This is a genomic window from uncultured Brachybacterium sp. (assembly GCF_947500705.1).
In the GTDB taxonomy this organism is placed as follows: domain Bacteria; phylum Actinomycetota; class Actinomycetes; order Actinomycetales; family Dermabacteraceae; genus Brachybacterium.
In genome coordinates this window covers 135161-160737 of sequence record NZ_CANMSY010000008.1, presented here as the reverse complement: position 1 = coordinate 160737, position 25577 = coordinate 135161, and the positions used below count along the sequence as shown (strand labels likewise).

General features: G+C 68.7%; 11 protein-coding genes. All 11 read left to right on the top strand.

The window, feature by feature from the left end:
- The first annotated feature begins 430 nt into the window (after positions 1-430).
- Positions 431-1438, top strand: coding sequence for a polyprenyl synthetase family protein (locus tag Q0937_RS14030; protein WP_299304758.1), 1008 nt, complete (start codon positions 431-433; stop codon positions 1436-1438).
- Positions 1439-1688: 250 nt separating this feature from the next.
- Entirely contained in the window at positions 1689-7910 is a 6222-nt protein-coding gene (locus Q0937_RS14025) for an Ig-like domain-containing protein (protein WP_299304755.1), read from the top strand.
- 59 nt (positions 7911-7969) lie between these two features.
- Entirely contained in the window at positions 7970-8944 is a 975-nt protein-coding gene (locus Q0937_RS14020; protein ID WP_299304753.1) for a MoxR family ATPase, read from the top strand.
- Entirely contained in the window at positions 8941-10383 is a 1443-nt protein-coding gene (locus Q0937_RS14015; protein WP_299304751.1) for a DUF58 domain-containing protein, read from the top strand. Before Q0937_RS14020 ends, Q0937_RS14015 begins: the two co-directional genes overlap by 4 nt.
- Entirely contained in the window at positions 10380-12890 is a 2511-nt protein-coding gene (locus Q0937_RS14010) for a transglutaminase domain-containing protein (RefSeq protein WP_299304748.1), read from the top strand. The genes Q0937_RS14015 and Q0937_RS14010 overlap by 4 nt, the downstream gene beginning before the upstream one ends.
- Positions 12890-14992, top strand: a complete 2103-nt coding sequence (locus Q0937_RS14005; protein WP_299304745.1) for an RDD family protein — start codon at positions 12890-12892, stop codon at positions 14990-14992. The genes Q0937_RS14010 and Q0937_RS14005 overlap by 1 nt, the downstream gene beginning before the upstream one ends.
- Positions 14989-15870 carry a PP2C family serine/threonine-protein phosphatase gene (locus Q0937_RS14000; RefSeq protein WP_299304742.1) on the top strand — a complete coding sequence of 294 codons (882 nt, stop codon included), beginning with the start codon at positions 14989-14991 and terminating at the stop codon, positions 15868-15870. The genes Q0937_RS14005 and Q0937_RS14000 overlap by 4 nt, the downstream gene beginning before the upstream one ends.
- Complete coding sequence (locus tag Q0937_RS13995) at positions 15870-18557, top strand: FHA domain-containing protein (protein WP_299304739.1); 2688 nt, start codon at positions 15870-15872, stop codon at positions 18555-18557. Before Q0937_RS14000 ends, Q0937_RS13995 begins: the two co-directional genes overlap by 1 nt.
- A complete protein-coding gene (locus Q0937_RS13990; protein ID WP_299304736.1) occupies positions 18554-20215 on the top strand; it encodes a serine/threonine-protein kinase in 1662 nt (553 codons plus the stop codon). The genes Q0937_RS13995 and Q0937_RS13990 overlap by 4 nt, the downstream gene beginning before the upstream one ends.
- Before the next feature lie 54 nt (positions 20216-20269).
- Positions 20270-20980 (top strand): hypothetical protein, encoded by a 711-nt coding sequence (locus Q0937_RS13985; RefSeq protein WP_299304733.1) that lies wholly within the window; start codon positions 20270-20272, stop codon positions 20978-20980.
- A gap of 116 nt (positions 20981-21096) precedes the next feature.
- Positions 21097-25563 (top strand): FtsK/SpoIIIE domain-containing protein, encoded by a 4467-nt coding sequence (locus tag Q0937_RS13980; protein WP_299304730.1) that lies wholly within the window; start codon positions 21097-21099, stop codon positions 25561-25563.
- Positions 25564-25577: the final 14 nt, after the last annotated feature.

The window sequence follows — 25577 nt, the reverse complement described above, 5'->3', positions numbered from 1 at the left end:
ACTGCACTCGGGAGGGTGTGGGAGAGTAGGTCGCCGCCGGACATCTTTGTGGGAGTGGGAGTGAGCTGGAGACCCTTTCGGGTTTCGCTCCTCCCACTCCCTTTTTTCATGCCCGAAAACAGGCCGGCGAGATCACGGCAGGGACGGCCGCGCCACGCGAAGGGGCACCCTCGGCGTATTCCAGCGGGCACAGCTGCGCTGAGTGGTGTGCTGCGCGCTGCGGTGGCGAGGCGCTGATCCGGCACGACGTTCCGCCGCTCACCTCGGGACGCTGGGGACGCTGAGGAGCCTCTGTCCCCGGTAGACTCGGCTGTCGGGTCTGTGCAGCTCACCGTTGCTGGTCCTGACCCTCGAAGCGACACCGCATCGAACAGTCCGCAGTTCACGTCCAGGGAGCGCCGCCGGTGCCCCGCTGAGTTCCAGGAGAGCCATGCCGTCCACGTTGCCGGGCGTTCCCGACATCGATGAGCAGCTCGCGAACAGCATCGTCGAGCGTCTCGGAGTCATCGAGGAGCGATTGCGCGAGTCCGTGGCCACGTCCGATGACATGGTTCGCTGGACCAGCCGGCACCTGATGGACGCCGGCGGGAAGCGTGTGCGCCCGATGCTGGTGCTGCTCGCAGCATCGCTCGGTGACGTGGACGCCGACGGTGTGCTGGATGCCGCCGTCCTGGTCGAACTCACGCACCTCGCAAGTCTCTACCACGACGACGTGATGGACTCTGCCCCCACCCGTCGTGGCACGGACAGCGCCCATGCCCTCTGGGGCAACAACGTCGCGATCCTCACCGGTGACTTCCTCTTCGCCCGTGCGAGCGCGCTCAGCGCACGTATCGGAACGGAAGCTGTCCGCCTCCACTCCGAGACCTTTGAGCGGCTGTGCCTGGGGCAGCTTCACGAAACCGTGGGCCCGAAGGAGGACGAGGACCCTTTCGCGCATTACATCTCTGTGCTTGCCGACAAGACAGCCTCGCTGCTGTCCCTCGCGGGAAGCCTCGGTGCGTCCCTGGCCGGTGGGCCCGCCGGCTCGGCCGACGTCATGCGTCGATATGGAGAGAAGGTCGGTGTCGCCTTCCAGCTCGCGGACGATGTGCTCGATCTCGAGAGCGATGCCGCGACCAGTGGAAAGACTCCCGGCATCGATCTGCGTGAAGGGGTGCCGACCATGACGACCCTGCTCGTCCGGCGCCGTGCTGCGGCACAGCAGGATCGCGACTCACTGGATCTCGTGTCCCGCCTCGACAGCGACCTCAGCTCCGATGCCGCACTGGCTGAGCTCGTGGAGCTGCTCCGCGCTGATCCGGCGCTCGAGGAGACCCGTGTCCTGGCGATGCGCACTGCCGATGAGGCGGTGGAGATCCTCGAGGAGCTGCCGGAGGGCGACGTCCGTTCCGCACTGACAGCCTTCACCCGGACCTTGGTGGAGCGCGCTCGCTGACGATGTGACGGTTTGAGGCCCCTGAAGCGCCTCGGCCAGCGTCCTCACCCTTCCGTGACCACTCGCTCGTGGTGCACATGCCGCTCTCCGGGTACCCTGGGCTGGGCGCGCGCGCGGAAGTATCGGCTCCGGGGATCCCTCCCTGAGGGGGTGCTGGATACAGGTGACGTGCGCGTTGAGAACTGGAACATGCGCTGGGGGTACGTCCATGTCTGACACCGTGGGATCGAAGCGACGCCGGGGGAGGCGCGTGACGGTCGTGTCCTCGGCCGTCGTCACAGTGATCGCACTGGTGCTGACCGGCTTCGCGCTGCGCTATGAGGGCCTCTCGTCCTCCGATGTCAAGGTCTCCAACGGCGGAGTCTGGGTCTCGAACCAGGATGCCGGCCTGATCGGCCGGGTCAACGTGGACGCCAGCGAGCTCGACGGGCGGCTGATGGCCACCGGCCAGGATCTGGACATCATCCAGTCTGGCTATGACGTCTTCGAGACCGGTCCGCGGGGGATCACGCCGATCAATACCGCCTCGGTAACGCGCAACGGCCTCGTGGAGCTGCCCCCGGAGTCCACCGTGAAGATCGGCGGGGACCGTGTGGTCATCGCTGCCGGGGACGGAAGGGTCTGGATCCTCACGCCCCAGGAAGCGGCGGCATTCAGCCCTGCGGCGGTGGATCCGGTGCTCGAGACCGGCAACGAGGCGCCACCGGTGGCGGTCTCTGACAGTGGAGACGTCTTCGTGCTCAACGGCTCCGAGCTGCTGAGGTTCGAGAAGACCTCGCCGTCCCAGGACACGACGGCGGACAAACCGATCGCCCTGGGGGAGGTCTCCAGCAAGACAGAGCTGCTCCAGCTCACCGTCGTCGGCGATGAGCCGGTGGTCCTGGACAAGGAGAGTCGCCTGCTCCATGTGGGGACCGAGGCCGAGGATTACGACCTCACTGACTACGGAGTCTCCACCCTGGAGCTCGCCGAGCTCCAGCAGGCTGGACCTGCCTCGGAGAACTTCGTGCTCTCCACCCGCGATGCCCTCTTCGTCATCCCCTTCGACGGGGGCAAGGCCACGAAGTACGCCGCCCGCGGCACGGGGAGCGTCGTGGTCCCACCCGCTCAGGTCCAGGGGTGCGCCTACGGTGCCTGGGGCGGCTCCAATCGCTATATGCGTCTGTGCGAGGGGCAGGAGCCGGTTGCCGAGAGCATCCCCGGCGCGGACGGCGCGGCCGATCTCACGCTGCGCGTCAACCGGGACCTGGTGGTCCTCAACGACCAGAAGTTCGGGCTCTCCTGGGAGATCATGGACAACATGGAGCTGGTCGCGAGCTGGGTCGTGACCCAGGAGATCCAGACCAACGAGTCCAAGGAGAAGGAGAAGGAGACTCTCACCACCACGATCACCAACATCGCTGCAGAGCGCGATGAGGAGAACCGTCCCCCGACGGCCAACGACGATCGGTACGGCGTGAGGCCCGGCAAGAGCGTGGTCCTGCCGGTCACCCGCAACGACACCGATCCGGACGGCGACATCCTGTCCGTGCGCGTCGAAGGTGCGCAGCCCGGCATCGGCAGGGTCACCCCGATCCGCGGCGGAACCCAGCTGCAGATCGAGGTGAACGAGGACGCCTCCGGCAGCGCGAGCTTCACCTACCAGGCCGATGATGGCCGCGGTGGCACCGATACCGCGACCGTCGCGCTGGATGTGCGTGCCGACGGCGACAACGAGGGGCCCAGGCCCGCCCAGGAGACCATCACCAAGGTCCAGGTCCGCTCCGGTGAAGAGATCAGCTTCAACATCAGCCCGTACTGGGAGGACCCGGACGGCGACGCCTTCTATCTCGCCAATGCGACCGTCCCACCCGAGGACCTCGTGACCTTCCGCCCCGACGGTCTGGTCACCTTCAACGATGCCGGCCTCGCGCTCGGGACCAAGCAGGTCCAGCTCAGCTTCCGGGACGAGCATGGCAAGCAGGGCCAGGCCACGATCGAGATCGAGTCGGTGACGGAGAGCGATCTGGCCCCCATCACCACCGCCGACCATGCCACGGTCGTGGCGGGCCGCACCACGACCATCAAGCCGCTGCTGAATGATCTGAACCCCAACGGCGGCAACCTCGAATTGCTCACCGTGAGCGACGTCGACGGGCTCGAGATCGACCCGGTGCTCGAGGCAGGGACCATCAATGTCCAGGCCAGTGCGCCGGGCACTCATTACCTCGAGTACACGGTGGCCGCCAGCGGGGCGAGCACCATCTCGTTGGGATTGGTGCGAATAGATGTCATCGAGCCCGAGGCCGAGGATCTCGCACCGGTCGCCGTCGATGACCTGGGCACGGTCACCACCGGGACCGACACCCTGCTGGACCCGCTGGAGAATGACGTGGACCCCACCGGCGGGGTGCTGGTCGTCAACTCCATCGAGGTGCCCGAGGCCAGCGGCCTGAAAGCCACCATCGTGAATCACCACCTGATCCGGGTCGAGGCCGCGCCGGGGGCGACGGTCTCGCAGGATCCGGTCCCCGTGACCTATGAGGTGGCGAACTCGGCCGGCACCACCACCGGCACCGCCCGGGTGATGGTCGCCAGCACAGATACTCAGTTCGCGAACCCGGTGGCTGTCCCGGACCGGGCCGTGGTCCGCGCCGGCGACATGGTCAACATCGACGTGACTGCCAATGACATCTCGCCGACCGGTGCTGATCTCCATCTCGCCCAGGAGATGAACACCGATCGCGCCGATGGCCTGGGGCACACCGAGCCTCATCAGGACCAGGTCCGCTTCCGTGCGAACGATGACGCCTCCGGAGAGGCCGTGGTCCAGTACGAGGTGATCGACGAGACCGGACGGACCGGCTCGGCACTCGCCTACATCACGATCGTGCCCCGAGATGCGGAGAACTCCGCACCCAAGCCGGACAATCTCACCGCCCGCACCGTCGCAGGCACGTGGGTACGGATCCCCGTCCAGACCACCGGCATCGATCCCGAGGGCGACTCCGTGATGCTCACGGGTGTCACCAGCCCCATGCCCACGCTGGGCGAGATCGTCAGTGCGAATGGCGAGTGGATCGAATATCGCCCCTATGACGAGTCCGTCGGCACCGATCGCTTCCGCTACCAGGTGATGGACCGCCAAGGCGCGATCGGCACCGCCGAGGTGCTGGTCGGGGTGGCCGCACCGAACGATCAGAACCAGGCACCCTACGCGGTCGATGACACGGTGGAGGTCCGGCCCGACCGTGAGGTCCAGATCCCGGTGCTCGACAACGACACCGATCCCGAGGGCGACCCGCTGGCCGTGGTGCGCGATGACGTCGAGGTGATGACCGAGATCCAGGAGCACGCTCCGACCGAGGACGCCGACGACAACTTCCTCACCGTCACCACGCCGTCGGAGCCCGGCACCCACACCGTGCTCTACTCCGCGACGGATACGCAGCTGAAGAGCTCGGCGACCGCGACCATCAAGGTGGCGGGCAATGCACCGCTGCGCGCGCCAGTGGCACGGGATGACTTCGTCGCGGTCGAGGACGTCATGGACCCCGAGATGGATTTCGTGGACGTCGAGGTGCTCGCCAACGACTCCGATCCCGATGGCAGCACCAAGGACCTCCTCGTCGCACTCGACGAACCGGTCGAAGGCGTCGAGATGCTCGATGACGAGGGCACCGTCCGGATCCTCCCTCAGGAGGAGCAGCAGCGCATCCGGTACACCATCACCGATGTCGACAAGCTCATCTCTGCCGGGTACATCTGGGTGCCCGGCACCGCGAAGCAGGCTCCGGTCTGGGTGGGGCAGCCGCTCCAGGTGCAGGCCGGCTCCGAGGTGAGCGTCGATCTTGCGGATCCGAGCAACGTCCGGGTGCGCCCCGGCGCCCAGCCCGCCCGCATCACCGATCTGAGCCTGGTCTCTTCGCAGCACAGCGACGGAGGTGAACTCGTCACGGGCGAGTCCACCCTCGTGTACCGGCCGGCAGCGGACTTCTCGGGCAACGACACCATCACGGTCGAGGTGACTGATGGTGCGGTGGGTGATCCCACGGCCGCCGTCGCGACTCTTGCGGTCCCGGTCCAGGTCGCGGCCGAGGAGAGCAACCTCCCGCCGACCCTGCAGGGTGCGGCGCTCGAGGTCGAGCAGGGCGGTGCGCAGTCGTCCATCGACCTGGCCGTCGGCGCCGAGGATCCCGAAGGCGATGCGCTGACCTACGCTCTGGGCGATGTCGCCCAGAACCCGGAGATCACGGTCGGGCTCGAGGGCTCCACGCTGACCGCCTCCGCCACCACGAAGTCACCGAAGGGCGAGATCCTGGAGGTGCCGATCACCGTGACGGACGGGACCAATCCGCCGGTCCCCGCGACCGTGCAGATCACCGTCGGCGGCTCGCAGCGGCCGCTGATCTCGGCCGCCCTGGACGAGGCGACCATCGATGCCGGACGCACCGAATCGATCCCCGTGCTCGAGAACGACTCGAACCCCTTCCCCGGCGGCGACCGGGAGATCGTCACCGCAGCTCTGGTCTCCGGTGATGGCGAGGTCACCCTCGACGGCGACAACGTCGTGATCACGCCGGATCCGGACTTCCACGGCTTCCTCAACGCCAGCTACACGGTCATGGACGACACCGGCGACCCCGATCGACAGGTCAGCGGCGAGGTCCGGGTCACCGTGCTGGGCAAGCCCGATGCTCCCTCCGCTCCACGCATCGGTGAGGTCGGGGACGGCTTCGTCGAGCTGAACTTCGCCGCGGGCAATGACAACGGCTCGCCGATCACCGGATACAAGGTCTCCAGCGCCGGCGGCGGCTCGGTGAGCCAGGATTGCGCCTCCACCTCGTGCACCATCACCGGCCTGACCAACGACACCGAGTACACCTTCCAGGTCACCGCGGTGAACGCTGTCGGGGAGTCCGATCCTTCGGCGGCCTCCGCCGTCGCGCGACCCGATGTGCGCCCCGAACGCCCTGCCGCACCGTCGGCCGAACGGGGCGACGGGCAGCTGACCGTTGCCTGGACCCCGCCGGTCAACCGCGGCTCGGCGATCCAGGGGTACACGGTGCAGATCCACAACACGTCGACCAACACGATCGAGCCGCGAGAGATCGAGGCGGGGAGCACGCAGTCCGTCTTCACCGGTCTGGACAACGGGGTCGACTACCGCTTCCGCATCCAGGCCTCCAACCTGGCCGACGAGCCCTCGGACTGGTCCGGCTGGTCGACCCCCGAACACCCGGCCGGTAAGCCCGCGGTGCCCGGCGGCACTCCGACGGCGCAGCGGATCGATGATCCGGTGGGCGGTGGCATCACGGTGACCTGGCCGAAGATGACCGAGCAGGAGTCCAACGGCGAACCGATCACGCAGTACATCGTCACCGCGTCTTCCGGTGAGAGCCAGACCCTCGACCACACCAAGACATCCACGACCTTCCGTCGAATGGATGCGAACACGGCGCACTCCTTCACCTACACCGGCGTGAACTCTGTGGGCACCGGGGTGGGCGCGTCGAAGCCCTCGAACTCCGTCACGCCGTGGGCGAAGCCCTCCGCCCCGACCGGGGTCAGAGCGACGATGCCGAGCGAGGGCACCGGTGCCGGGCCCAATGGCCGGGCGAAGGTTCATTGGGAGGAGGCCGACGACAACGGCACCACCGTCACCAAGTACGTGGTGCGCTGGAACGGTGGCTCCCGGACCGTCAACGCACCGGCCACCAGCGCAGATATCTCCGGACTCGGCACCAGCGGCACCACGTACAGGTTCACCGTCGAGGCCCGCAATGGCTTCGAGGCCAACGGCGGCGTCAGCGACCGGTCGGCGGAGACGAACGCGGTGCGGCCGTACACGACGCCGGCGAACCCGACCGCCGCCACCCTCTCGACAGGCAAGTGCACCGACGCGAACAACTGCCCGGTGACGTACAAGGCCTCCGCAGGCGGCGGCGACGGCGGGGCCGGGAACAAGGCGCTCCAGGTTCGTATCGACGGTGGCGGCTGGCAGGACTCCGGCACGTCCTACTCCAAGACGATCAAGGCCAAGTCGGGCTCCTCGCACTCGATCGAGGCGCGCGTGGTGACGAAGCCGAAGAACGCCGACGGGTCCACGGCCACCATGACCTCGGGCACCGTGAAGGACTCGAAGAAGGCGCAGACCTACACCCCGCCGAAGCCGAAGGTGGCCGGCGGAGGCCCGAACTGGTCGGCGAAAGGGTCCGCGAATGATGAGCCGGGCTGCACCTCGGACGACAAGTGGGGCGGGCACTGCACCTTCTTCACGATCACATTCGAGAATCTCGAGCCCGGGAAGAAGTACGCCGTGCGGTACGCCAACAGCGGAGACAGCAGCTGGGCATCATGGACCCTGACTGCGGACAGCAACGGCCGTGCCACAACGGAGCAACGTTATTACGGCTACCAGCAGGGTTCCGGAGACCCCGTCCAGGTCTTTGTCGATGACAAGAAGATCGGCGAGTACTACACGCCCTCCTGAACCGCTGTTCTACCCGACGTTGCCGCCATCATTCCCTGACGGAAAGAAGACCCCTCCTCATGAGCATGACCCCCGAACAGGCCCGCTGGTTCGCCGAGACGTTCGACAAGCTCGTCCAGAGCATCGGCCAGGCCGTCCTCGGCAAGAACGAGGTGGTCCGCCTGGTGCTGACCGCGATGATGGCGCCCGGGCATGTGCTGCTCGAGGACGCTCCAGGCACCGGCAAGACCTCTCTGGCCCGGTCGATCGCCGCGACCGTGCAGGGCACGAGCACCCGTGTCCAGTTCACCCCGGACCTGCTGCCCTCCGACGTCACCGGCGTGACGATCTACGACCAGAACACCAAGTCCTTCGAGTTCCACAAGGGACCGGTGTTCGCGAACATCGTCCTCGCCGACGAGATCAACCGCGCCTCGCCGAAGACCCAGTCGGCGATGCTCGAGGTGATGGAGGAGGGTCGGGTCACGGTCGACGGTGTCACCCATGAGGTCGGCAACCCCTTCATGGTGATCGCCACCCAGAACCCCATCGAGCAGGCCGGCACCTACCGCCTCCCCGAGGCGCAGCTGGACCGATTCCTGATGAAGACCTCGATCGGCTATCCGGACCATGCCTCCAGCGTGCAGATCCTGCAGGGCTCCGCGCTGCGTGACCGCAGCAGCCAGCTCACCCCGCGCATCTCCCTCCAGGCCGTCAACGACATGACTCAGCTGGCCTCCACCGTGCACGTGGACCCGGCGGTGCTCGAGTACGTCTCGCGGCTGATGGAGGAGACCCGCCTCGCCCCGGAGGTGCGCGTCGGCGTCTCCATCCGCGGCGCGCTGGCGCTGATGCGCGCGGTGAAGGTGTGGGCTGCGGTCAACGGCCGCCATTATGTGATCCCGGATGATGTCAAGCACCTGGTCGAGCACGTCTGGCTCCACCGCTTCGTGCTCGACCCCGAAGCCGAGTTCTCCGGCACCACCGCCAAGAGCGTCATGACGAAGATCCTCAGCGAGGTGGCGCCGCCGCAGGCGCGGCAGCAGTCGGCATGAGCTCACAGAACTCCCTTCCCAGCGACACCGCAGATGCGAAGGTCGCCAAGGCCCAGGCGAAGAAGCGGCGCAGCGCCGTCAGAGCCGAGGCCAGGGCGCAGTCCCGCTCCACCCGGAAGCAGACGCGCGCCGCGAAGCGAGCGGGGGCTGCTCCCGGGGCAGATCGTGGAACGGATGCCGCGCAGCCGGGCCAACCCGCCGGACAGACAGGTGCAGATGCCGCCCGCAGCACCGGGCTGGCCGGACTCCGTGATCGCGCGGTGGAACTCTGGATTCGATGGATCCATCCCGTGCTCGATGTCATCTCCCCGATCGGGTGGGCCGTGTCCGGTGCCGCCGCGGCCTGCTGGTTCATCGGCCTGACCCTCCACATCACCGAGCTGAACGTGATCGCCTTCGCGCTCACCGTGCCGCTGGTGATCGCGGCGCTGTTCGTGCTGGGCCGTGCCTCGTACAAGGTCACCCTCGACCTGCAGACCCACCGCGTGGTGGTCGGTACCCGCGCCGTCGGCAGGGTCGAGGTCGCCAACCCCACCCAGCGGGTGATCCTGCCCTCGCGCATCGAGCTGGCGGTCGGCTCCGCCACCGCGCAGTTCATGGTCCCCAAACTCGACGCAGGCGCCGAGCACGAGGAGCTGTTCGCCGTGCCCACCAAGCGCCGCGCCGTCCTGGTCGTCGGCCCGGTGCGCTCCGTGCGCGATGACCCGCTCTCGCTGATGCGCCGCCAGGTCACCTGGGCGAAGGAGCAGGAGCTGTTCGTCCACCCGCGCACCGTGCGCCTCGATGAGGCGGCCAGCGGGTTCCTGCGCGACCTCGAGGGCACACCCTCCTCGGACCTCTCCAGCTCCGACATCGCCTTCCATGCGCTGCGCGACTACGCTCCGGGCGATGACCGGCGGCATGTCCACTGGCGCACCACGGCGCGCACCGGGAAGCTCATGGTGCGGCAGTTCGAGGAGACCAGGCGCTCCCATGTGGTGGTGGCGTTGGACAATCTCGCCGAGCATTACGCGAGCGATGACGAGTTCGAACTGGCAGTCTCCGTAGCGGCCTCGATCTCGGGCCAGACCTTCCGGGAGGAGAAGGAGCTGACGCCCTTCACCTTCGACGAGCGTCAGAACACTGTGAGCATGCGCCAGATGATGGACGACTACACCGTCATCGAGCAGCTCAAGGAGCGGGCCTCTTTCCATGAGCTCGGGCAGAAGGCTGCCGATCTCGCGCCCAACGCCTCTGCGGTGATGATGGTCGTCGGCTCCCACACCACGGCGCGCGAGCTGAACTCCGCCGCCAACCAGCTTCCGATCGGGGTGATGGCAGTGGCGATCCGCTGCGTGGATGATGCCGACGTGAGACGCTCGGCGATCGGCAGCCTGGACGTGGTCACGCTGGGTTCGCTCGACACCCTGGCCCGGGCACTGCGGGCGGTGGGCCGATGAGCGCGGCCGCCACCGCACCCAGGCGGGCGCCGAACTACTTCTCGAGCATCAGCAACCATCGCCGGGTGCTTGATCTCATGGCCCTGGGCTCGCTGTTCATCCTGGCGATCCTCGGCTTCCACCACGTCTACGGCGGTATCCAGTACCTCCTGACCGGGGTCATGGCGCTGGTGTTCGGCACCCTGATCGCACTGATCGGGGCACGGTGGCGCTGGGGGCCGCTGCGGATCACCCCGCTCGTGCTGGTCACGTACTTCCTGTTCGGGCCCATGTTCGCGGCCCCGACCCGTGCGCTCTGGGGCATTCTGCCGAGCCCCGGGGCGCTGTGGGAGCTGATCAAGGCTCCGGTGACCAGCTGGAAATCGGTGCTCACGGTGGCGCCCCCGGTCGGTGTCGCCCAAGGTGTGCTGGCCGTGGTCTGGATCAGTGTGCTGCTGCTGTCGCTGCTGGCGATGAGCGTGGTGATGCGGTCCCGGCTGTACGTGCTGGCCTGGCTGTTCCCACTGCTCCTGCTCGGGGTGACGATCTTCTTCGGCACCGACCAGGCGTTCGCGGCGGTGCTTCGCGGTGTGCTCTACGCGATCATCTCGATCGCCTGGCTGACCTGGCGGTTCGAAGCCGGTCGGCTCTCCAATGCCCAGTCCACGATCATCTCGGACACGGTGAGGCCGGGCTCGTGGAAGAACCCGGTGCTGCGACGTCGGGTGATCGGCGGCGCGGTGATCATGGCTCTTGCCGGCGGTGGCGCGGTCGCCGCGCACTCCCTCCTGGATCCGCCTCCGGGCACCATCCGCTATGCGGCGCGTGACAACATCACCCCACCCTTCGACCCGCAGCAGTACGTCTCCCCGCTCACGGAGTTCCGCGGCTACCTCAAGCATCAGCGGGAGGAGGAGCTCTTCACGATCTCCGGGGTCAGCAGCGGTGAGCAGATCCGGCTGGCCACGATGGACTACTACGACCTGCAGGTCTTTAACGTCGCCAGCAGCGAGAACAAGGACGGCGCCTCCGGGGCGTTCCTGCGCACCGCACCGGGGGTCGACCTCCACAGCGGCAGCGGAGTGGAGCGGGTGTCGTCGGTGACCATCGGCGGCTACTCCGGCGTGTGGATGCCCACCATCGGCGCACAGACCAATCGCATCGATCTCGAAGAGATGAACTCCGAGCGTTCGAGCGTGACCTCCGAGAACCTCTTCCTCAACAAGCAGTCCCAGACTGCCGTGAACTCGCGCGGGGTGCGGCCCGGTGACACCTATGAGCTCTCCTACGAGCCCTATGCGGAGCCCACGGCCGAGCAGCAGCGCACCGCCCAGTTCGCACAGATCGAGCTGCCCGAGAACCTTCCGATGGATCTGCTGCGGCCGGTGGCAGAGGAATGGGCAGGTTCGTCGGACTCCGACTACGAGCGGTTCCATAACCTGACCAGACAGATCAAGGACGGCGCCTTCTACTCCCATGGACTCGAAGAGGACGCGGCGTCCCTGTCCGGCCACGGAGCCAGCCGCCTGCTGGTGATGCTCAACGAGGTCGGCTTCGACGAGGAGACCCCGGATGCACAGCCGGAGGGCCGGATCGGCGACGAGGAGCAGTATGCCGCGCTGACCGCGGTGATGGCCCGCTCGATCGACATCCCCGCCCGCGTGGTGATGGGCTTCGAGGTCCCGCCCGGGCAGGAGGGGACCGTCTCGATCACCGGCGACGATGTCACCGCCTGGGTCGAGGTCGCCTTCGAGGACGTCGGCTGGGTGCGCTTCGACCCCGCTCCGGACGAGGAGGACGACCCCACCGAGCCCCAGCCCAAGGAGGTGGAGAAGCCCTTGCCCCAGGTGGCACAGCCTCCGCCGCCTCCGGCTGAGCCGCCCAGCCCGCCGCCGGGCGCAATGAGCGACGACAGCGAGAAGGAGGATGAGCCGCCGGAGCCGACCACCTCATGGGTGGTCTATCTCGGGCTGGGCCTGATCCCCGTGGCGCTGCTGCTGATCGCGGTGCTCTCCGTGATCATCGCCAAGACGGTGCGGCGCGGACGCCGGCGTACCCGGGGCCCTTTGCCGACTCGGATCGAGGGGGGTTGGCAGGAGATCCTCGACCTGCTGACCGACCTCGGCCAGAAACCGGATCCGCTGCTGACCCGTGCCGAGACCGCGGCTCGACTGCAGGCGGACATCCCTGCGATGGGCGCGCTGACGCTCGCCAGCCGCGCGGACCGTGCAGTCTTCGGCCCCGACGATCTTCCCGACGCTGCGGCTGAGGAGTACTGGAGTGAGGTCATGGCGGCGCGGCGTAGCATGTCCGCGGCGGTGCCGTGGCACAAGAGGCTGCGAGCAGCCCTCTCGCTGCGCTCCTTCCGTCGTCGGTCCGCGGACCGCCGCATCGAGAAGAAGCGCCTCCGAGTGAATGCCCGGGCCCGGGACAAGGCCCTGCGCCGCACCGACGTGATGCGCCGTCGCCGGTCCTCGCTCCGCGGAGGCGCCAAGAGGACGAGATCGTCGAGGAAGGGCCGAGCGTGATGAACCAGACGCGATACTGCAGCACCTGCGGGACTCTGCTGTCCGAAGGAGCGGCGATCTGCGGAGAGTGCGGTGCGCGATACCAGGCCTCACCGTATGAGCGTCGGGCGACCGACACCCCGGGTGCCTGGGGGCAGGCACCGCGGGTCCGCACCCGCGACCTGGGGCAGGACGTCGAGCAGGTGCCGGGGGAGGAGGGGATCGAGCTGGTCTCCAGGGAGTCCCTGCTGCCGAAGAACCCGGGCGCGACGGCGCTCCGCTCTCAGGAACAGTACGATCAGATGATGGTGACCCAGCCTGCGATGAATCAGACCGGACCGGGGCCCGCGCCCGGCATGCCCAGCGGACCGGGGTCTGCAGCTCCGGCGCCGAGCGCGCCCGGAGGACAGCCGATGGAGCCACCGCTCGACGGTTGCGTGCCGGGATCGCTGCTGCGACGGTTCCTGGCCGCGCTGGTGGACTCGGTGATCGGCACCATCGTGATGGTTCCGCTCATCCTCGGCGTGGTCCTCATCTTCACCTCCGACACCATCGGCCTGCTTCCGCAGATCCTGATCGGGGTGGGCGTGGCGCTCCCCGTCGCCTACACGGTGCTGATGATCTGGCTGGCCGGATCGAAGGGATTCACCCTCGGCAAGCTCGTCCTCGGACTCCGGATCACCAAGGACGGCGCCGGCGGACCGATCGGCTTCGTCCGGGCGCTGGGCCGCTGGGCCCTGTACGGGATCATTCCGCTGATCATGGCGCTGTCGATCTTCATCGACCCGAAGAAGCAGCTGCGCGGCTTCCACGACCGGGTCATCGGCTCCGTCATCGTGGACGTCAAAGCGGGACGCAACCCGCTGCAGCCTCGCCCGGACGACTTCGAGCGCGAGAGCGCCGACCACTACCTCGGCGCACCGTCGGTCGCGGTCTCCACGCATCAGAACCTGCTCTCCGAGCCGGGGTCCGCCTGGAGCGGCTCGGGAGACTCCGCACCGGCTCAGCCCGCCACGGGAGCCTGGGACGGGAACCAGCAGATGGCACCGAGCCCGTATGCGCCGCCGGCGTCGAGCGGCTCCGCACCCGAGGCACCGATGTCTGCCGGCTGGGCAGCTCCGTCGTCCGCGCCGGACCCCGCCGCGCAGCCATCGGCCGACGAAGGCGGATGGGCGCCGCCGCCCGTCGGCCCGGCTCCCCAGCAGAACTGGGACCAGAGCGCCTCCGCACCGCAGCAGCAGAGCTGGGACCAGAGCGCCTCAGCACCGCAGCAGCAGAGCTGGGACCAGAGCGCAGCCGCACCGCAGCAGGCCCAGTGGGGCCAGCCCGCTCCGCAGCAGGGCTGGGGTCAGCAGGAGGGGTACTCACAGCCTCAGCCGTGGGACCAGCCTGTCTCTCCGCCGCCGGCGCCAGCGCCGCACCAGGCTCCGACCGATGCCTCAGCCCAGGGGTGGGCTCCGCCGGCCTCTCAGGACCAGGCTCCCGCTCCTGAGGCGTATCCCGCTCCGGAACCGGGCGCACCGTCGCCTTACGGCGCTCCGTCCCCGTACGGCGCACGGTCCCCGTACGACGCCCCGTCGCCGTACGCGGCGCCGCAGCCCGAACCCCTCTCGACGCAGGATTCCTCCGCGGGCTGGGGCCCTGCCGGGACTGCACAGGAACCGGTGGGCGCACCCAGCGACCTCACCGGCGACGCCTGGGACGCGGGGGTCGATGAGCAGACCCGTCTCTCCGCACCGGACGACTCGCTCGGTGACCTCGAGCAGACCCGGATCTCCGCGGTGACGCTGCCGGCGGCGAAGACGCTGCGGCTGACCGCTGACGACGGCTCCGAGCGTCTGGTCGAGAAGGCTGTGGTGATCGGACGCAACCCCTCCGCTCCGGGGGAGGAGGTGCTGTTCGTGCTGAAGGACGACACCCGCTCCGTCTCGAAGACGCATCTGCGGATCGACGGCACCGGCGAGGAGATCACGGTCACCGATCTGGGCTCGACCAACGGCTCCACGATCCTGCGTGAGGACGGTTCCCGGGAGAACCTGGTGCCGAACGCGCCCACGGTCCTGCCCACCGGTGCACAGCTGACCCTCGGGGACCGGACCCTGTCCGTGGAGAAGGAGCAGTGATCGACCGCTCCCTGTCCGACCCGGATCTCACCGGGACGATCCGGGTCATCTCCGCTGCCGCCACCCATGTAGGTCATGTGCGGGCCACCAATGAGGACAGCATCCTCAATGTGTCTCCGGTCTATATGGTCGCGGACGGCATGGGCGGGCACAACGCCGGTGAGGTCGCCAGCGCGATCGCGGTCGAGGAGTTCGAGAAGCTCACGATCCAGGAGAATGTCACCGTCGAGCAGCTGGGGGAGGCACTGCGCTCCGCAGCCACCCGGATCGGGGAACTCGGCGGCGAGTCCACCCTGGGGGCGGGGACCACGGTCGCGGTGGTCGCGACGATGGTGCTGGACGGCGTCGGCTATTGGGTGGTGCTCAACCTCGGGGACTCCCGCGTGTACCGCCTCTCGGGAGACATCTTCGAGCAGGTCAGCGTGGACCATTCAGTGGTGCAGGAGCTGATGGATCGTGGCGAGCTCACCCCGGCGCAGGCGAAGGTCCATCCCTACCGGCATATGGTCACCCGAGCTCTCGGCGCCGGACCCGAGTCCGATCCGGACTACTGGCTGATCCCCGCCGAGGTGGGGGATCGGATGCTGATCTGCTCCGACGGACTGACCGGCGAAGTCGATGACACCGGCATCGAGCAGCTTCTGCGCCGGCCCACCGACGTGCGCACCCTCAGCCATGAGCTGGTGGGTCGTGCGCTGGATGCGGGAGGTCACGACAACATCAGCGTGGTCCTGGTCGAGGCGGTCGAGGTGGTGGGGCAGCCCCTGGTCACCGAGAACACTGCCGGGAGCTCCAGCTCCGCGCACCGGGAGGACCAATTCGAGATCGATGAGGACACGCTCCCTCGAGCGCTCCGCGAGGGTGGCGGCGAGGGCTGATGAGCGAGGAGAAGGGCGTAGGGGCCGAGGACCTGCTCGGGACAGGGACCTGGGTGCGGCAGGGCCCGGCCACTCTGGTGATCCGGGACAATGCCTGGGTGGTGCTGGTCCCCGGACTGCGCAAACAGGTCACGGAAGCGGCGTGGGATCTGCTCGGCAGCTCACCCGATCCTGCCCATTTCCTCGATGCTCTGGTGAAGGCCGGAGGGATCGGGAGCCCGGAGAAGCTCTCGGCGCTGCTGTTCGGATTCCACGACGGGACCACCGGTGTCTTCGGCGTGAAGGGCACGACGCCGATCGCCGTCTACACCCCTGAAGGTTCCCAGCAGATCGCGGGGACCGACGAGGAACCTTTCGTCCTGAAGACCGTCGAGGGCGTGCTCCGCACGGCGTTCGGAGATCTCCCGGTCGAGGAATCGCTCGGGGGGCACCGGCTGAGCTCGGGGGTCATCCCGGTGCGAGGATTCGTGCACGTCACGCAGGACCCTGCAGAACTGGGAGATGCCGAGCGCGCTGAGCTCGCCGCACAGGTGGAGAAGGACGGCCGGTCGATCGAGGACCCGGAGGCGAAGAAGCGCCGCGCCTCACGTCCGACGACTGTCCCGAAGCCCGCCGGGAGCAGCGCTGCGGCGCCGCTCGTGAGGCCCGCGACGGCCGCCCGCAAACCCGGGGAGATGCCGCCCTCCGTCTCCCGAGGGGGAGCACCCAGGAGTTCGACCCGGCCCGCCGCAGAGACCGCGTCGAGCGGTCCGAACATGTTCGCGGGTCTCTTCGGGGAAGGCTCGTCGACCGCGCAGTCTGCGGCGCAGGCTGAAGCTGCGGCGCAGGCTGAAGCACCTGCACCTGCACCTGCACCTGCACCTGCACCTGAACCAACGCCCGCCGCGCAGCCGGCAGCATCCGCGCCTGCGGCGGAGAAGACACCGGCTGCTTCTCCCGTCGAGGCCCGACCGTCGGCCCCGGGTCCGGTCCCGCCCGCTGGTGCTCCGGAGGCTCCCGCCCCGGAGGAGCCCAAGGCAGCACCCCCGGTGAAGCGCCGATTGGTCAGCACCTCGCTGTTCGACCGTGGCCGTCGAACGGCCGCCGCGGCACCCGCGGCATCCGGGCCTGAGGCGGAGCAGACGCCAGCCGAGGCGACGCCAGCCGAGGCGACGCCAGCAGCAGCCGCGCCGGTGCTCGCACGACCCGCCCCCTCGGCGTCCGTCCCCACCCCCGATCCTCCGGAGGAGGACGAACACGAGTTCACATCGCCGCCGACCCAGATCGCGCCGATCGATGACGAGGACCAGGACGTCACGAGCGCGCCGGCGTCGGCATCTGCTCCGACGCCTGCGCCCAGGCGGGCGCCGCGCCGGCCTGCAGCGTCGGCAGCCGTCGCGAGCGAACTCGAGAACACCGGGGCCTACGATGATCTCTTCGGCACGACCGTCTTCCGCCGTATCGAAGATGCCGCGGTCCGGCACACCGAGGACGAGGACGACGCAGAGGACCCGGAGGAGAAGCCGGCCACGGAGGGGACGGCTGCGTCGTCATCGCGCCCTGCCTCACCGCCCTCTGAGACCACCTTCATCGCGCCGACGTCCCCGGCCTCGGCCTCCGAGCCGCAGCCGCCCGAATCCACCACCGGCGGAGAGTTCATCGACTGGGTCCCCGGTGTGGGCCGCACCGCCCCGGAGATCGCCCAGACCGCCGCCCGGCGTGCCTCGGAGACTCCGCCGCAGCACCTCGCCTATCCGCAGGTCCACATGCCTGCAAGGCCACCCGCTCCGAATACTGGTCCCGGCCCGGCGCCCACCGCACCGCCGTCGGCGCCGGGCATGCCCTATGGACGCCCGATGAGCACCGGTGATGCTGGCCAGCAGGTCGGATACCCGATGCCTCATGGTCAGCCGCAGCCGTATGCCAATGGTCCCGCGAACCCGGGAGCCGTCGGGCATCAGGTCGGATTCCCCGGACCTCCGATGGGTGGATCACCGAGCGCCGGCTATGCCGCGCCGTCGGGACAGCATCACCGCAGCCCCCACCCCGCGCCGCAGCGGCCCGTGCAGCCCCCGTCTGCCCACCCCGGCACGTCTGCTCCGGGCGGTGCGATGCCTGGGAGGCATGCCAGCGCGCCTCATCCGGTCGCGCCCGTCGGCACCCCGGCGACGCCCGCGCCGCGTCAGGGGTCGGCTCCGCAGTCCGGACCTCGTCCAGCTGCCTCCGCGGGGGGACAGGTCGTCGGAGGTGGTGTGACCCTGACCGGGATGGTGTGTCCGAACGGCCATGCGAACTCGCCGGAGCGCGCTGCCTGCCGGGCCTGCGGTGCACCGCTGCAGGGGCATCCGCGCACCGTCGTGCGCCCGCCGCTGGGAGCTGTCGCGGTCTCCAGCGGTGCTCGTTTCGTGCTGGACCGGACGGCGATCATCGGCAGGCGCCCCCGTGCGTCCCGCGTCAGCGGTCATGAGGTGCCGCAGCTGATCACGGTGCCCAGCCCGCAGCAGGACATCTCCCGTTCACATCTCGAGCTGCGGCTCGAGGGCTGGCATGTGGTGGCACTCGATCTGGGCACCACCAACGGCACCACGCTGTATCGGGAGGGGTACGAGCCGGTCCGACTGCGTTCACGGGAGGGCGTGGTCCTCCACGACGGAGACCATCTGGATCTGGGGGATGACGTGCATCTGACGTTCGGGGAACGGCTATGAGCTCCAGGCCCCCCTCACCGCCGCCCCGGCTGCCCGGCTACGAGTACGAGCAGATGCTGGGCTCCGGTGGCTTCGCCGACGTCTTCCTCTACCGCCAGTTCCGTCCCCAGCGGCGAGTGGCGATCAAGGTGCTCCTCTCGAACGTGCTCGACGAATCGGTACGGCGGCAGTTCGACGGCGAGGCCAATGTGATGGCGCAGATGTCGACGCATCCGTCGATCGTCACGATCCACCAGGCCGAGGTCTCCGCAGATCACCGTCCGTACATCGTCATGGAGTACTGCCCCCGGCCCAACTACGGCGTGCGCTTCCGCAGGGAGCGGATCACCGTCGCCGAGGCATTGCGAGTGGGCGTCCAGATCGCGGGTGCCGTGGAGACGGCACATCGCGCCGGGATCCTCCACCGAGACATCAAGCCAGCGAACATCCTGGTCACCGACTACAACCGTCCGGCGCTCACGGACTTCGGGATCTCGATCGCGGCCGGTCAGGGCGACGACGTCGAGGAATCCCAGGGGATGTCGATCCCGTGGTCCCCACCGGAGTTCTTCGCCGATCCGCCTCGCGCGGACGTGCGCTCCGACGTGTTCTCCCTGGCCGCGACCGTGTACTCGCTGCTGGCCGGGCAGACTCCGTTCGAGCGTCGCGGGCAGCGCAACACCGCCTCGGATCTCATCCATCGCATCTCGAGCGAGCCGCTGCACCCCCTGAACCGGCCCGATGTGCCCGCAGAGCTGAACCGGGTGCTCTCGATCGCGATGGCCAAGGAGCAGGCGGGCCGGTATGACACGGCGCTGGCTTTCGGGCGTGGGCTGCAGCAGGTGGAGCTCTCGCTCTCGCTGCCGGTCACCCAGATGGACGTGCTCGATGATCGGAGCACGGCGGCCGCCCACCATGCCGAGGATGACGACCTCGACATGCACACCCGGATCCGCAAGGTCGCCACCGTCGACCCGGAGTCGGGAAGCACCACCGGCCCCGGTACCCGGAGGAGGCTCGACCCCTACGCCGGAGTGGCCCCCGCGCTCGGTGCCCCGGCGGCCACCGGGTTCGGGGCACCGTCCGCTGCCGCCGCGGAGGAGTCCGTCGAGTTGACGCTGATGCGCCCGATCGGTGCACGGCCTGCGGGGGTCTCTGCGCACTCGCCGCTTCCCGCACCGGGCACTGCGGAGACCGCGGAGACTGGGGATGAGCCTCCGAAGGCACCCGCTTGGCCCTTCGTGACGCTGGCAGCGGTGCTGATCGTGGTGCTCGGCGTGGGCGCCACCTTGGGAGTGCGGTACTTCCTGATCCCTGAGCCGGAGCCGATCGCCAGCACGGACATCAATGTCGCGGCCCCGCCGGTGGATCCGTTGGAACCGCCGACGGATGTCCAGTACGCGTTCATCTCGCCGGAAGGCGTCGCCGATGTGCCAGGAAGGGTCCGGATCAGCTGGGAGCCGCCCGCCGGCATCACGCAGGATGAGCACTTCCTGGTCGAGTGGAAGGACATGCCGGACGGTTACGAGCGCTATCAGCAGCAGCACGAGGTCCACGGACTGAACTCGTTCGTCCTGGAGATCCCGCCGCAGCTGCCCGAGCGCTGCGTCGAGGTGCGGACGGTCAATCCCAACGGCAACGCGAGCCCCCCTGCAGAGATATGTCTTGAGACGAAGTGACGGGTACGGTTCATCCATGACGAACAGTCGTGACGACAGAGGGGACGGCTGACGATGGCGTCGACGATTTCGGTCGAGTTCTGCGGGGAGTGGTACCGCGTCGAGGATGGTGAGGAGCTGACGATCGGCCGCGAGGCCGATCTCGCGATCGATGAGGACAATCCCTTCCTGCATCGACGTTTCCTCACGATCGTCCAGGTGGAGTCGATGTGGTGGCTGGTCAACATCGGCTCGCGACTGTCCGCGACGGTCACCGATGGCATCGGTTCGATGCAGGCCTGGCTCGCTCCTGGCGCGCGCATCCCGCTGGTCTTCGACGTCACCAAGGTGGTGTTCACGGCCGGTCCCACCACCTACGACCTGTCGGTGCATGCCGAGTCCCCGGAGTTCGCCCGGATCGCCGGCCCCGAGGACCCGGCAGGGGAGACCACGGTCGGTTCGGTGCAGCTCACCCCGAGCCAGAAGCTCCTCATCCTCGGGCTCGCCGAGCCGATGCTGACCCGGGAAGGATCCGGGATGAGCTCGGTGCCGACCTCGGCCCAGGCCGCCGCACGACTGGGATGGCCGCTCACGAAGTTCAACCGCAAGCTCGACAACGTCTGCGACAAGCTCGACCGACTCGGCGTCCGCGGACTGCGCGGCGGACCGGGCAAGCTCGCCAGCAATCGGCGGGCCCGGCTGGTGGAGCACGCCGTCTTCTCCCGATTGGTCAGCAGCGAAGACCTGCACCTGCTGGAGCAGTCGCAGGACGCCGACGAGGACTGATCCACCGCCGACACCGCCGCGATCGGTCGAGGCACGCACACGCATTCATGGAACGGGGTGTCCCCAGGGGCGCTGCGGCAGGCGGACGAGGGGTCCGCTGAGGGGGAGGAACACCAATGCGTATCAAGCTCACGCTGCGCAGGCCCGAGGACCGGCTGACCGATCTCGAGGTCACCGCCGATGCGACCGCGACGGTCGCCGATGTGGCGGGGGCTCTGTATCTCGCGGATCCGCTGCGCAACGACGTGGTGGCGCCCGAGGGCCTGACCCTGCAGGTCCAGGACCCTGGTGCGGGCTCCGGGGCGAAGGGGGTGCGCTCCCTGGACCGCGAGATCGACCTCATCCAGGCTGGCCTGCGCTCCGGCAGCGTGGTCTCGATCGCCCGTTCCTCCACCGAGTACGCCACCCGCTCCGAGTCGCGCGGCGCGGCGGTCGCATTGATGCGGGTGCTGTCGGGACCCGAGACGGGCCGCGAGTTCCCCCTGCCCACGGGGTCCAGCGTGATCGGTCGCGAGGGCGATCTGGACATCCGCATCGCGGATCCGATGCTCTCCAAGCGGCATGCCCGCATCAACGTCGGGGACTCGATCGAGGTCGTCGACCTGCATTCCTCCAACGGGGTGGTGATCGGCGGCGAACAGGTCCAGCGTGCGGTGGTCGGCCCCGCGGACACGGTCCTGATCGGCCAGACCACCTTCTCGGTGATCGCCCTGCATCGCCTCGGCGGCACCGCCCCGAGCTCTCCGGTGGTCGAGTTCAACCGCTCGCCCCGGGTGGTGCCGCGGTTCCCCTACCGCCCGCTCAAGGCGCCGGCCCCGCCGAAGGAGCCCAACCCGCAGTTCTTCCCGATCTTCATGATGTTCGCCCCGATCCTCATGGGCGGCTTCATGTTCTCGATGACCCGCAGCCCGTTCTCGCTCATGTTCGTGTTCATGATGCCGATGATGGCCACCGCGGGATACCTGAACCGCAAGTTCCAGCAGAAGAAGATGCTCGAGCGCCAGATCAAGAACTTCGAGGAGGGGCTGGCCTCCCTCAAACGCCGGGTCACCGCCGCACAGGACCTCGAGCGTGCAGTGCGGCTGGTGGAGGCGCCGTCGGCCGCCGACACCGTGGATGCCGCCTTCCGCCTGGGGCGCCTGCTGTGGACCCACCGTCCCGAGCACAACGCCTTCGGCACCGTGAGGCTGGGACTGGGCGTCGCCGAGTCCCGCGTGGGCATCGAGATGCCGGGGGAGAACGACGCGATCCCGAAGTACTACGACATGCTCGATGACATGAACGAGGAGTACAAGCTGATCGCCGGGGTGCCCGTGGTCGCGGAGCTCCGCAGCGCCGGGAACCTCGGTGTCGCCGGCGGTGGGGAGGAGGCCGACGGGGTCGCCCGCGGCATCGTCACCCAGCTCTTCTCCCTCCATTCACCGGCAGAGGTCGCGATCGCCGCGATCACCTCCCGCTCGAGCCGCGAGATGTGGCAGTGGCTGAAGTGGCTCCCGCACACCTCGAGCCCGCACTCGCCGCTGCCCGGAGACCACCTCGCCGACACCCCCGGGCGGGGCAACTCGCTGGTCGCACGGATCGAGGAGCTCATCGAGCAGCGGGTCGGAGACGCCCCGCCCCAGCTGCGCACCCCGATGACCGCGGACATCACGCAGGAGACCCCGATCCCGCCCGAGCCGGTCACCCCGAGCCTGGTGGTCATCATCGAGGACGATGCACCCGTGGACCGGGCCCGCCTGGTGCGCATCGCGGAGCGCGGACCGGACGTCGGCGTGCATGTCATCTGGTGCGCCTCCAACATCGCCGCATTGCCGGCGGCCTGCCGCACCTACGTCTCCGTCGAGGAGTCGGTCGACGGCGCGAGCGCCGGCCACGTGCGACTGGGGGAGCGGTTCTACCCGGTCACCGTCGAGACCGTCTCGGTCGAGGTGGCCTCCGGTGTGGCCCGCCATCTCTCTCCGGTGGTCGATGCGGGAGTCCCGATCGACGACGACTCCGACCTCCCTCGCGCGATCTCCTATCTCAAGCTCGCCGGCATGCAGACGGCCGAGGACCCCAACTACATCATCGAGCGGTGGAAGGAGAACAACTCCCTCACCCCGCGCGACGGCTCCGAGCCGCAGCGCCGCAAGCATGATGCGAACCTCCGCGGACTGATCGGCCACAACGGCCAGGACGCCTACCATCTGGACCTGCGCACCAACGGCCCGCACGCCCTGGTCGGAGGCACCACCGGCGCCGGCAAGTCGGAGTTCCTCCAGGCCTGGGTGCTGGGCATGGCCACCGCCCACAGCCCCGACCGGGTGACCTTCCTGTTCGTGGACTACAAGGGTGGAGCGGCGTTCGCCGACGCGGTCGCGCTGCCCCATACCGTGGGTTTGGTCACCGACCTCTCCCAGCACCTCGTGCGGCGCGCCCTGACCTCGCTGCGCGCCGAGCTGCACTACCGCGAGCACCTGCTCAACCGCAAGAAGGCGAAGGATCTGGTCTCCCTCGAGCGGACCGGCGACCCCGAGGCGCCGCCCAGCCTGATCATCATCGTCGACGAGTTCGCGGCGCTGGCCAAGGAGATCCCCGAGTTCGTGGACGGCGTCGTGGACGTCGCCGCCCGCGGCCGTTCCCTGGGCCTGCACCTGATCCTCGCCACCCAGCGCCCGGCCGGTGTCATCAAGGACAACCTGCGGGCCAACACGAACCTCCGCATCGCCCTGCGCATGGCGGATGAAGCGGATTCCAAGGACATCCTGGGAGACAAGATGTCCGCGCACTTCGACCCCAGCATCCCGGGGCGCGGCGCAGCCAAGACCGGGCCCGGCCGCATCGCCACCTTCCAGACCGGTTACGCCGGCGGCTGGACCACTGACGAGCCCGAACGGGCGCGGATCGACATCGTCGAGAAGGATTTCGGCACCGGTGAGCAGTGGGACATCCCCTCTCCGCCCACCAAGGAGGTCAAGGACCCCGGCCCCAATGACATCTCCCGGGTGGTCGCCACGGTCAAGGCCGCTGCGGAGAGCGCCGGGGTGCCGGCGCCCCGCAAGCCATGGCTCTCCGAGCTGGCCGACGCCTACGACCTCTCCCGGCTGCCCAGCAGGCGCACCGACGAGGAGCTCCTGCTCGGCGTCATGGATGTTCCCGAGGATCAGGCGCAGCCGACCACGTCCTACTACCCCGACCGCGACGGCAACATGGCGATCTACGGGACCGGCGGCTCCGGAAAATCCACCACCCTGCGCACCTTCGCGATCTCGGCCGCCTCGACCGTGCGCGGCGGTCCTGTGCATGTCTACGGGCTCGACTTCGGCGCGTCCGGTCTGACGATGCTGGAGGAGCTCCCGCACGTGGGCTCGATCATCCCTGGCGATGACGAGGAGCGGGTGATCCGCCTCCTGCGGACCCTGCGAGAGATGATCGATGAGCGGGCGAAGGAGTTCGCGAGGATCCGCGCAGGTTCCGTCGCGGAGTACCGCGACCTGGCGGGCAAGCCCGACACCCCGCGCATCCTGCTCCTGGTCGATGGCATGGCAGCATTCCGCGAGGCGTATGACTACTCGAACCTCTCGAAGTGGTTCACGGCCTTCGTCCAGATCGCCACCGACGGCCGTCAGGTGGGGGTGCATGTCATCGTCACCGGTGACCGCCCCAACGCCATCCCCACCTCGCTGGGCTCCTCGATCCAGCGACGGCTCATCCACCGCATGGCCAGCGTCGACGACTACGCCGGGTTCGGGGAGCCCAAGGACGTGCTGGATGCGAACTCCCCGCCCGGGCGGGCGATCCAGGACGGTCACGAGGTGCAGGTCGCGGTGCACGGCGGCGACTCCAACGTCGCGCTGCAGTCCCGTGAGGTCGCCAAGCTCGCCCAGGCGATGCGGAGGGCCGGGGTTCCCGAGGCACCGGCGATCGAACGCCTGCCGGAGCGGGTGGAGTTCTCCTCGCTGCGACCGACCCGTGGCGGGCTCCCGGTGCTGGGCTTGGCCGACGAGACGCTCGCAGAGCTCACCTACGAGCCGCGGGGAGCCTTCATGGTCACCGGCCCGATGGGATCGGGACGCACCACCGCGATGCTGACGATCGCGACCGGGCTGAAGGCCATGGACGAGCCGATGCGCCTCGTGCGCTTCTCGGCGCGCCGTACCCCGCTGACCGGCCTGTCGATCTGGGACGTCGAGGCGTCGGATCCCGACACCGTCCGGGAGCTCGCCGCCCAGCTGCGCGAGACCATCGAATCCGGCACCGTCGGAGAGGGCAAGCTGGCGCTGTTCATCGACGGGGTCGCAGACTTCACCGGCAGCGGGGTCGAGAACGATCTGGACAAGCTGATCCGTGCCAGCACCCGCGAAGGGCAGTTCGTGGTCGGCGAGAACGAATCCGCCTCGTGGTCGCAGGCTTATGTGCTCGCCCAGCCCTTCAAGGCCGGCCGCCGGGGACTGCTGCTGCAGCCCAGCGATATGGACGGTGACTCCCTGCTCGGCACCGGATTGGGGAGGATCCGTCGAGCGGACTTCCCCGCCGGACGCGGCTTCCTCGTCTACAGCGGTCGCGCGCTGAAGCTGCAGGTCGCGCAGATCACCACCGGCTGAGCAGTCCTCGCGCG